1 protein-coding gene is annotated in these 1,709 nt (G+C 58.7%); it reads left to right on the top strand.

Annotation, left to right across the window (positions count from 1 at the left end):
- On the top strand, window positions 1–1,709 hold a 1,709-nt coding region (locus tag AC1DZP_RS36070; protein WP_477309108.1), incomplete at both ends, for a hybrid sensor histidine kinase/response regulator.

Here is a 1,709-nt window from a genome sequence, read left to right as displayed (position 1 = left end):
CGGTTTTCGCGAATGCTGCAAGGCGAGCGCGACCTTGCCACCGTTTCGCGGCTCATCATGTCCGAGCTCGCCCCTCTGGTGAATGCTCAATATGGGGTCTTCTACGTCACCAATCGCGACGAAGAGGAGTCCTATCTGGAGCTGGCGGCGTCCTATGGCGCCGAGAGCAAGGCGGCCATCAAGCAACGCCTGGATTTACGCGAAGGTCTTGTCGGCCAAAGCGCCGCCGACAAGAGGGCCATTATGCTAGACAACGTCCCTCCCGATTTTCTGCGCATCACATCCGGCCTCGGTGGTGCCTCGCCGGCGAACGTCATCATTCTTCCCGCCCTGTTCGAAGACGAAGTCAAGGCTGTCATCGAGCTCGCATCGTTCAGCGAGTTTCGCGACACCCACCAATCGTTTCTCAATCAGCTGATGGAGTCCGTAGGCATCGTTCTCAACACCATCGCGGCGACGATGCGTACTGAAGGCCTGCTCAAGCAATCACAGTTGCTGACTTCCGAGTTGCAGGCGCGCCAGACCGAGTTGACTAAGAAGCAGGAAGAACTGCATGCCACAAACGAGGAGCTGCAGGAAAAGGCTCAGTTGCTCGAAAACGAGAAGAAGCAGGTCGAAAACAAGAATCTCGAAATCGAGATGGCGCGACGCGCCCTGGAGGAGAAAGCCGAGCAGCTGGCGCTTACGTCGAAGTACAAGTCCGAGTTCCTGGCCAATATGAGCCACGAACTGCGCACGCCGCTCAATTCGCTGCTCATTTTGTCAAACTTGCTCGCGACCAACCAGCAGGGCAATCTCAACGAAAAGCAGGTCGAGTTCGCGCGCACTATCAACTCTGCCGGAACCGACCTTCTCAGCCTCATCAACGATATCCTCGACTTGTCGAAGATCGAGTCAGGTACGGTCTCCATCGATATCAACGATATGCCGGTGTCACATCTGCGCCAGCATATGGAGCGCACGTTCCGTCAGCTGGCGGCCGACAAGGGCCTTGGCTTCACCATCAAAATGGATCCGGCCCTTCCCGATACGGTTCGCACAGACGAGAAGCGCCTGCAGCAGATTGTCCTCAATCTTCTTTCGAACGCATTCAAGTTTACTTCAGAGGGCGAGGTAAGTCTGAATTTCCGGGTCGAGAAGACCGGGAGACGCAATAGCGCCGCGCACCCGGCGAAGGCGCTGGCGATCGCTGTGACCGATACCGGCATCGGTATTCCCGAAGACAAGCAGAAGCTGATTTTCGAAGCCTTCCAGCAAGCCGACGGCACCACCAGCCGCAAATATGGCGGCACTGGGCTCGGGCTCTCGATCAGCAGGGAGATCGCCCGCTTGCTTGGCGGCGAATTGCGGGTCGAAAGCACCCCGGGCAAGGGGTCGACATTTACTCTGGTCATTCCATTCGCCGGTCCCCGGGTGGCGGCAGTGCAGACGGCCTTGCTTCCTCCGACGGACGCCGTCGCTGCGCCAGCATCGCTCGGCAGTCCGCCTTCGGCAGAACTGATCGACGACCGCGATTCCATCTCGCCGACCGACCGGGTCGTGCTGATCGTCGAAGACGATCCGACCTTTGGAGGATTGCTGCTTGGTCTCGCACGCTCGGCCGGCCTGAAAGGCGTCTTGTCGAACGCGGGTTCAGGCACTCTTGCGTTGGCCCGCAAACTGGTTCCCGACGCAATTACGCTTGATCTCGGGCTTTCGGACATCGACGG

It is taken from the genome of Mesorhizobium sp. P2_F8 (assembly GCF_056403655.1).
The sequence above is the reverse complement of the archived record's forward strand: the minus strand, read 5'-3'. Positions and strand labels throughout refer to the sequence as shown.